At 33.8% G+C, this 8,753-nt stretch carries 7 protein-coding genes; 2 read left to right on the forward strand and 5 right to left on the reverse strand.

Features of this window, described 5'->3' with window-relative positions; all coding sequences use genetic code 11:
* The 5 genes from AB8B65_RS05310 to AB8B65_RS05330 form a co-directional block, all read right to left on the reverse strand.
* Positions 1-1,832 (reverse strand): AAA family ATPase (locus AB8B65_RS05310; protein WP_405299818.1); only part of this gene is annotated, 1,832 nt, incomplete at its 3' end.
* 259 nt (positions 1,833-2,091) lie between these two features.
* Positions 2,092-3,156, reverse strand: coding sequence for a hypothetical protein (locus AB8B65_RS05315; protein ID WP_405299819.1), 1,065 nt, complete (start codon positions 3,154-3,156; stop codon positions 2,092-2,094).
* 272 nt (positions 3,157-3,428) lie between these two features.
* A complete protein-coding gene (locus AB8B65_RS05320) occupies positions 3,429-4,811 on the reverse strand; it encodes a microtubule-binding protein (RefSeq protein ID WP_405299820.1) in 1,383 nt (460 codons plus the stop codon).
* Between the two features lie 222 nt (positions 4,812-5,033).
* A complete protein-coding gene (locus AB8B65_RS05325; protein WP_405299821.1) occupies positions 5,034-5,669 on the reverse strand; it encodes a hypothetical protein in 636 nt (211 codons plus the stop codon).
* Positions 5,670-5,720: 51 nt separating this feature from the next.
* Positions 5,721-6,551 carry a site-2 protease family protein gene (locus AB8B65_RS05330; RefSeq protein WP_405299822.1) on the reverse strand — a complete coding sequence of 277 codons (831 nt, stop codon included), beginning with the start codon at positions 6,549-6,551 and terminating at the stop codon, positions 5,721-5,723.
* A gap of 224 nt (positions 6,552-6,775) precedes the next feature.
* Between AB8B65_RS05330 and AB8B65_RS05335 the strand changes: the two genes are divergently transcribed.
* Both AB8B65_RS05335 and AB8B65_RS05340 read left to right on the forward strand, forming a co-directional pair.
* Complete coding sequence (locus AB8B65_RS05335; RefSeq protein WP_405299823.1) at positions 6,776-6,907, forward strand: hypothetical protein; 132 nt, start codon at positions 6,776-6,778, stop codon at positions 6,905-6,907.
* 389 nt (positions 6,908-7,296) lie between these two features.
* On the forward strand, positions 7,297-8,625 hold the full coding sequence (locus tag AB8B65_RS05340; RefSeq protein WP_405299824.1) for a S8 family serine peptidase: 1,329 nt from the start codon (positions 7,297-7,299) through the stop codon (positions 8,623-8,625).
* Positions 8,626-8,753: the final 128 nt, after the last annotated feature.

The following is an 8,753-nucleotide window of genomic DNA, read 5'->3' on the forward strand; positions in this document are numbered from 1 at the left end:
TGTTTACGAACTGCGGCAAAATCGAGTCCTTTCATATTCGATTTCATCAATTCTTTCAACATTCCTAATTTGGTGTCGTAGTCTTTTTGGAAATACAATTCAGGGTTTTCAAACCAATCATCTTCCAAGTTAAAATCTGTCAAACGCAAAGAAATTGCACTTTGAATGTTTCGGATATCTCGCGAAGAGAAAAACGGAAATTCCTTTTGAACCGAACCGTATAAGTTTGAATAGAAAGTATGTGAATCTAAAGAATCTTGTGCTAAAACTTTATCATAAATAATCGCAATTTTTTCTTCGGTAGGTTTCTCTAATTGTCCTAAAATTTCCCCTGCATTGGCAACCAAACCTTGATCGCTTAAATATTTATAATCAGGATGATCTTTCATAGATACAAATCCGGGCAATGTTTTTTCGAGTTTAGACCACCAAATATAATCTTGATCTAAGAAATCTTCTTCCGTACGTGCGCCATCAATTTTGAAACGTCCTTGAATTCTCGAAATCACGGCTTTGTCCAATTGTTCAGGTAAATTTGTGAATAAACCAATAGCACTATTTCCATGATTTACGGCATACGCACCTTCCGTATAGCGTAAAAATACACCAATAACTTCTTTTACACCTGCCGAAACTCCTTGCGCAGTTCGTTCTTGTAAATTGTTTTCTGCATCATCAATAGGCGCAAAAATTAATCGTGATGAATCTTGCATCGGTTTCATCCATTGCACCATTTTTTCTGCCGATCCACCTTGAAAAGTAGAAACAATCGTATCAGGCATTGGATGAAATAAAAACGGAATGTTCAAATGATCGCAGCGTTCTTTTAACATAGTTGCAATGGCGGCAATTAACATACTTTTACCTGTTCCTGGAATTCCGTATCCCATAAAAACAGGCATAAAACCACCGAGTTCTTGAAAAGGATTTCGTTTTGTAGCAATGTCATAACTCATCATACGTTCTACCAAACGCTTGGCAAAATGCTTGGCGTCTTTATTTCCAACAATCTGCTCAAAACGAATTGGATTGAATTCCACACTTGTGGCACTTCCCGTGAAAACGGTTTCCCAACCTGCAATTGAGAATTCTGAATCTTCTAACAAATAGGTTCTATCCGTAATTGATTCGGTATGATCTAACGCGCCTTTTCGTTGTATGATTTCTTCTAAATATGCTTCAAAATACATTACTGTAAAATCGATCACATCTTGTTCTGAGTTGATCAAATTTGGGTGATTCATGTATTTATCATAGTAAAACAACTGACATGATATTCCTTTGGTTGGTGTTAAAAACGAAACTTCTGGAATTCCAGCAAATTTGTTTTGCATCACCGTATTATCTTCCGAAGCTTTTTCTTTGAGTTGCGAAACAACATAATACGCCAAGCTAAACAATTTAAAAGCTGTTGCGGTTTGTTGTTTGGATTCGTATTCTTTGCGTTGATCTGTAGAAAGTCCGGATCTTTTTTCATGAAGAATTGACAAGCCTGACGCATCATAATAACTGTCTTTTATCCATAAACCAATGGCAATAGCTTCCTGTAAGTTGTACAGTGTCTCATTCAGCGAAAGCGGTAAAGCAACAGAATCAGGTAATAAGCGTTTTTTGAGACTTAAAATTGTTTTTGAGATCGAAATTGCATTTGCTCCAGCATTTCCATTGGCTTTAGACAGATATAATAAAATATCTTCTTGTTCTTTACTGCCATCTCTACTACGCGCTTTATATCCTTGTTCCCATTGCACACTTTTTATGAACGAAGAAGCTTCTTCACGTAAAATGGTCAATTCAGTTTTTTTGATAGGAAAAGTCGGTTGTTTCTCCATGTATGTTTTTGTTTGTTGGTCGCTGCGATCCTTTTAGCTGTTATCAGTTGTCAGTTGTCGCTGCGCTCTTGTTATTTTTTTACTTGTTGATTGACTGTTTGTTGTTTCGTTGATTCGTTGATTCGTTGATTCGTTGATTTGATGTTTGTTGATTTGTCAATTTGTTGATTCGTTGATTCGTTGATTTGTCAATTCGTCGATTTGTCAATTTGTGTATGCTGAGCCTGCCGAAGTATCAATTTCTAGTTCAATTTCAATTTCACTCTTCAGTAGGTAATTCTTCAATTTCAAAAGGTTCGTGATGCAAATGAATGATGGTATTTGGAATTTTTCCGTACAATAATTGAATTACTCTGTGTGGCGCTAAAATGTATTTATGCGTTGCAATTTCACTCCAAACTTGAATTTCCTGCTTTTTAAACGATAGTAAATCATTGCTTACTTTTGATGAGTTTATCGAATTAATCGTTTCAACAGTAGTTGTCAACGAAAACGAATTCAGTTTTACATCTTTTACCGCAATTGCTTTCAATAAAGCTTGCGTAATTTCGTGATCGTCTTTTGAGAATATACTGTGTAAAATTCCCAAATCGACACGTTTTATTTTGCGCGGATGCACATATTTCAAACGTTTATCAATCATATACGCCATATTGTCTAAATCTTGATAACGATCGGCACAATCTTGTATCGTTTTGTAAATTTCTTGGGCTGTTTTTTCATCGTACTTATAATCAAAATACATAAAGCAAATAAACGGCCTGTTGAGTGTAACATCGTAAAAAGCCCAATCGAGCACATACGTTGCAAACGTGCTTTTCGTCTTTTTGATCTTCCCTAAAACAAATTTCTGAAATATTTTATCTTCTTGAATCCTGTTATAATACAGCGAAGACGAAGCTTCAAACAAGTCGCGTTTGTCAACATGTTGTTTGTTTATAAGCAATTGTTTTATAAACTTTTCTTTAAACTCGCTTGCATCAGGCAATTTGGCTTTAAATTCTTCTTTTAAGTCCAAATCGTTATGAATATAGCGCAATTCCAAATAATTTGGAAAGCCAGATTCGGTCAAATCGACTTTCATTTGCTCTTCGTCAAATCGGTATTTAAGTCGCATCACACGCAACGAAAACGCCAAACGTTTGCAGTAATCTTCTAAGGATTTCAGTTCTTCTTTGGTGCAAATTCGGTAATGATTCCATTCCACCAAATTAATTTCAAATTCGTCCAACACGTGCATCACCATTCGGTAATACAAGTCATATTGTGCGTCCGAGTCTAGTGCTGCGGAATCTAAAGGTGTGGTAATATCGTTTAAAGACATGAAAAACGGAATTATATAGTAATTACTATTTTTTGGGCATGTCCAGTTATAGTTCACTTCGACAAGCTCAGTGTGCTATAACAGGTCAGGCTATTCGCTATATCTTTTTAACACGTTTATTTATTGTAAGGTGCGTTTTAAATTTAATACAGCAATCTATTTACAAACAAACAAATTGCTTCGTCGCAAACTCCTTGCAATGACGTTTCATAGTTAAAAAGGATGCCGCTTCTATCCTTCATGCAGAATTCAAGAAAAGGCAGTATTAAAAATTAGCTTAACAAATCATCAGATCCGCCATCGTTTGAAGGTGCGCCGTTACCAACTCCGCCACTATCATTAGAAGCATCGTCGTTTCCGCCAGCGTCTCCTGTTGTTGGATTTTCGTTGTTTTTGTAATATTCTTCGAATAATTCTTTCATGTCAATTCCGTAACGATCAGCAAAGTTCTTGCGGATTTTCACATCTTTTTCACGAATTTCTTGTAACGATTCCGCGTAACTGCTGTAAATACCTTTCATTACTTTTTCATGTACAGGAATGTTTTCCATCATGTCCTGACGTGCTTTTGAACTTGCTGTGTACATTGCTGCCAATGTTTCTCCAATTTTTTCATCGGTCTTGACACCTAAATGTTCTAAGATTGCCGCAAATTCTTGATCGGTACGTGCTTTTAAAGCCACTACATATCCATCGTAATAACGGATTCTTTCCTCGGTATCTGATTTTAACTTCGCGCGGTGCGTTTGTAAGTTGCTACGTAACGATGTCAATACTTTTATAGTTAAGTTGTGCTTGTGTACAAAACTGTCTTTACTTGCTGCCAACGTAATATATGCAGTTCGTAAACCGTCGAGTTCTTCTACTTTTTGCTCTAATTGTGTAATTTTAGCCAAGGCTTCCGAATATTCAGGAGATTGTTTGTCAACAATTTCTTCTAACGCTTGTCGTGCCTGACTCAATAATGCTTTTTGATTGTCAAGATCGGCTTCCGTTTCTTCTTTTTTCTGTAATGCTTTTGTATGATTTTTACTTGCTTCAACAATAGCAACTTGAAGTTTGCTTTCAACTTCTTTGATTTCAACTTCTCGATCTTTTAAACGTTTTACCGCAGCTTGACTTTTGAAAGAAAGTTCTTTTAACAAAGTTTCCGTATCCGAACTTTCAATTCGCTTCTGAAACATGTCCTTTGCTTTAGAGTCTGCAAACTTTCTATCTTTTTTTGCTTGCTCTAATTCTGTTTCTTCTCTGGCAATTCTTGATTTTCTTCCCCAAAGGTTATTCCACCAAGTATCTGGTTTGTCTAACGCTTGTTGGTATTCAACTTTTGCCTTTTCCAGTTCTTTTATCGCATCATCAATAACGCGTTGTTCGTCATCGTTTAACGTAGAAAAACGTTCAAAAATAATTCCTACTTCATCTTGATAATCTGTTAAATCTTTGATGGCGTCGAGCAATGAAGTACGATCTTTTTCAGCCATATCAACAACATTATCTAATGTTGCATTCAATATTTTTTGGCGCACTTCTGGGCTATCTTCTTGCGATAATTTCGACTTCATTTGGTCGATTGCTTTTCCCCAATCAACTTTATCGTTAGATTTTTGTTTTTGTGCTGCTCCTGAAGTTTCTAGTAAATCAAAATCGTCTGCCATGTATTAAGTTGTTTTTTGTTAATGAATGTATTTTTTGTTCGGTTGTGTTGAAAATTAGTATTTGAAAAAACGCGCGACACTACAGAAGTGAAAAACGTTTTTTTAACTAGCCTTTAAATATAAAGAATTTAACAGTAATATGTGACTACTTTTTCTTGGAGTTGTTACAAGTTGAATCCAAAAAAACGAAATTACAAGAGATTTTGTAGTATTTTTTTGATGTTATGTCTTTTTTTGAGGAATATTTTTAGGAAGTTTAAATATTTTGGGACTTAGAAATTTGCGTTCAATTTTAATAACGGTATAGGTGATGATAAAATCATCCATTTCTAGTGTTTTTTTTAGAAAAGGAGATTTTGATGTTTTTAAAATTTCATCCAAAAAGAACTCTTTAAAGTTTTTAAACAGAGCTGGATTCAGATACGGAAATCCTGTGTAATAAAATTTCTGATGTACCATTTCATTTGTTTCTGCAACATATCCTTTTATTAAAATATATTTTGAAGGTTTGTTTAAAATAGCTTCCGACGTTCCAGATTCTTTACTTAAAAACGTTAAAATATTTTCGTTTACATTGTAATGGTAAAGTGTATCTATGTTTTCCCACTTTGCATAAAAATTATTTGTGTTGGTTTTATAGGTGTGAAAATCATATCCTTGAGCGCCACTACCAATATACTTTTTGTGAATGTCTCCTTTTTTATTGTAAAATATCTTTAGAGTATCTCCGAATTTTTGTGCTATGTACGCTTTATTCGGAACATCTTCTTTCTTGAAAGTCAATTCAATTTTATAGGTAATGACTCCTTCAAAGGTTTCTTGACTCCAACAGAAAGAAGTACAAAAAATACAGATCATAAGTATAGGGTACAGAAATGTTTTCAATCTAAATAAAATTTAAAATAGTGTTTAAAAATAGCGTGAAAATTCAAAAATTGGACTTCTGTCATACATAAGTTCAATCAGTAATATCCAACAAATTACAACGATAATACCAAGTATGCGAATTCTGAAAAGTTTTTTAGCAGGAAATTTCTTTTTTCGTTCTACCAAAGCTATAATTGCATTTCCCATGTCTAATCCTGGAATTGGAAGTAAGTTAATCACTACAAGAATGCTTAATAGTAAACAAAAAACATGAATAAAGAACTCAAAATTGAATATAGGGAAAGTTGGCTGTGCAGCTTTGATGTTGGCATAACCGTTGACGTTTTGTGGCGGAAATAGTAAGGTTTTAAAATAGTGAACACCACTTTTTAATAATCCATAAAAGTTTGTAGAAATTTCTCCTAGCGATTTTTTTTCATGCGTTAGTTCTAATTTTTCATGATTTTTTGCTTTGATAAAATTTTTACGATCATCTATAATTATTCTTTTGTGTTCATCTGAAATTTGCAATCGGATTTTTGTACTGCCTCTTTCAATATCAACATACGGATTGTCGGCTAGTAACAAATCAACAAGAAAATATCTAGGCGTAAATTCTATAATCTTTTCTCCATTTATAGTTACTAATTTATCTCCATCTTTAAAACCAACACTTTCTGCTGATTCACTTGCTTCAATACCATAAGTTAAACTATCATTTGCTAAATATACTTTTTCATGTTGCATTGAAATAACTGCATACATAATGAAAGCTATGACAAACAGAAAAATAGTTCCGCTAAATTCATAGACAAAACGTTTCCAATACAGTTGTTTACGAATGTCACGTAAATTAGTTTTAAAAAGTTTCAAGCAAAGAAATTTACCTATGTTTTGAAATAGGATCGAAAGTGTAATCATGTACTGTTGTATATTTCATAAAACTACACAATTGTATTGAAACGTAACGGAAAAAGATTACGGATTCTTTGCATACGTAATCTCCTCAGTACTAAGGATTAAAAAATACGTATTATTAAGTATTGCTTTGAGTCTGTTTTTAAAGGATATTTATATAAATCTAAAAACGCAACTAAATGAAACCATCAAAAACAACCATCGAAATCGGAAATCAATTCAAAGAAGTAGAAATTTATTATGATGAAGTCGAACAATCTCAGTTAACAATTGCAATTAACAACAATCAAGTAACAGTCTCTCAAGAATAGGGTATATGCAGAATTTACTTGGGAAATTCACGAATACGTTACTATATTCTTTTACGAATCGCTTTCAGTTAAATTACTGATAAATTTTTTAATTTTGATTTTTGAGTAGTTTAAAAGGTGAATGATCTGCTTAAATGTTGAAATATTACAGCAATCAAAATCATTCAATAATAATTAAAAAACGCATCAAACTAAAGATTTTTTGGAATTAAATAAAACCGTTGGTCTCTTTTTTACGTAGGTGTTAAAGACAGGAGCGTTCTGATGTAAATTTCACCTAGAAAAAGCATTGGAATTTGAAGATTAAAATTATTTATGAAGTAAAGTTTTATATCAAAACTGCACCTGTTTATAACCAATTAATAGTATTAATTTAAAACCAAAACATTATGAAAATTAGATTTTTTTTTACAACGATTATCTTGCTGGCCTTTTTAAGTGCTTGTACGAAAGACGAAGTAGTTTTATTACCAGAAGAAAATAGTGATCAAATAGAAGAATTAACTAAAGGTAGGGAATACTCTACTCAAGAAGCTGTACCTGAAGAATATATTATAGTTTTTAAGGAATCTCTTGACGAAAAAAGCATTAATAATTATCAAGCAACACAAAGAGAAGGTTCTCAAGAATTGTTGAAAATCCAGCAATATTACAAACAGAAATCACTAAAAGTATTATCAGACAATGGTTTGAACGAAAAAAACCTTTCAAATGTCTATACAGGTGCTATACAAGGTTTCCATGCTAAAGGGATTTCATCGGAAGAATTGAAAAAGCTGAAAACAGATAAACGTATTGATTATATAGAACCTAACTATATAGTAAACGCAAATCTCCCAAAACCCGAAAATCAGATAGGTCTTTCAGCGGATGAATTGCAAAAGCAAACGGAAGAAATTGCAAAAATGAATCCGATAGGAGGCGGAATTAATACTTTATTAGCTAATGGTGAAACATTACCTTGGGGAGTAGCTTATGTTGGTAGAAGAGGTAACGGCGGAACAGGAAGAACTGCTTGGGTTTTAGATACGGGAATAGCGCCGCATCCTGATTTAAGAATTAGAAGAGCCTTGTCTAGAAGTTTTGTGAGTGGAGAAGCTAGTTGGGTAGATCTTAATGGACACGGAACACATGTGGCAGGAACAATAGCTGCAAAAAATAATGGAAGCGGCGTTATTGGAGTTAGTTATGGTTCAAGAGTTGTGGCAGTAAAAGTTTTAGGCCGCTCAGGATCTGGATCTATAGCTGGAATTATTGCCGGAATAGATTATGTGTACAATAGAGCTGTTGCTAATGATGTGTTTAATTATAGTATAGGTTTCAGAAATAGAAATATTAATACTTCATTAGAAGTGGCTATGAGAAGATTGGCGGGCAGAAGAATATACGGAGCTTTAGCTGCAGGAAATGATAATGATGATACGCAGTTTTATTCACCACAACGCCTAAGAACTGCTCGTACATGGATCGTTGGAGCTATCAATAGAGTAAATAAGCGTCCTACTAGTTTTTCAAATTTTGGATTGAGTGTAGATCGATGGGCTCCAGGACAAAGTGTTACATCTACTTGGCTTAATGGACGCTACAATACCATAGGCGGAACGTCTATGGCTTCACCACATGTTGCCGGAATTTTATTGGCAAGAGGAGCAAATAGTGTAGGTTCAAATGGGTTTGTTGCAAAAGGCGGACACAGAAAAGGAAGAGCTAAACTCTAAAAAAAATGACTATAAAAATAGAAATGTACATTCACTAATTTAAACTAGCGAATGTGCGTTTCTATAAAACATTTATAGCTTGATTTTTATATTGGCACTTTTCTTGATGAGGTTTGGCAACGTTAACA

The organism is Kordia sp. (assembly GCF_045105435.1).
Taxonomy (GTDB): Bacteria; Bacteroidota; Bacteroidia; order Flavobacteriales; family Flavobacteriaceae; genus Kordia.

Bases quoted from the DNA above. Each gene is read 5' to 3' on its own strand.
- AB8B65_RS05315 (WP_405299819.1), bottom strand. From the start codon at position 3,156: ATGTCTTTAAACGATATTACCACACCTTTAGATTCCGCAGCACTAGAC.
- AB8B65_RS05320 (WP_405299820.1), bottom strand. From the start codon at position 4,811: ATGGCAGACGATTTTGATTTACTAGAAACTTCAGGAGCAGCACAAAAA.
- AB8B65_RS05325 (WP_405299821.1), bottom strand. From the start codon at position 5,669: ATGATCTGTATTTTTTGTACTTCTTTCTGTTGGAGTCAAGAAACCTTT.
- AB8B65_RS05335 (WP_405299823.1), top strand. From the start codon at position 6,776: ATGAAACCATCAAAAACAACCATCGAAATCGGAAATCAATTCAAAGAA.
- AB8B65_RS05340 (WP_405299824.1), top strand. From the start codon at position 7,297: ATGAAAATTAGATTTTTTTTTACAACGATTATCTTGCTGGCCTTTTTA.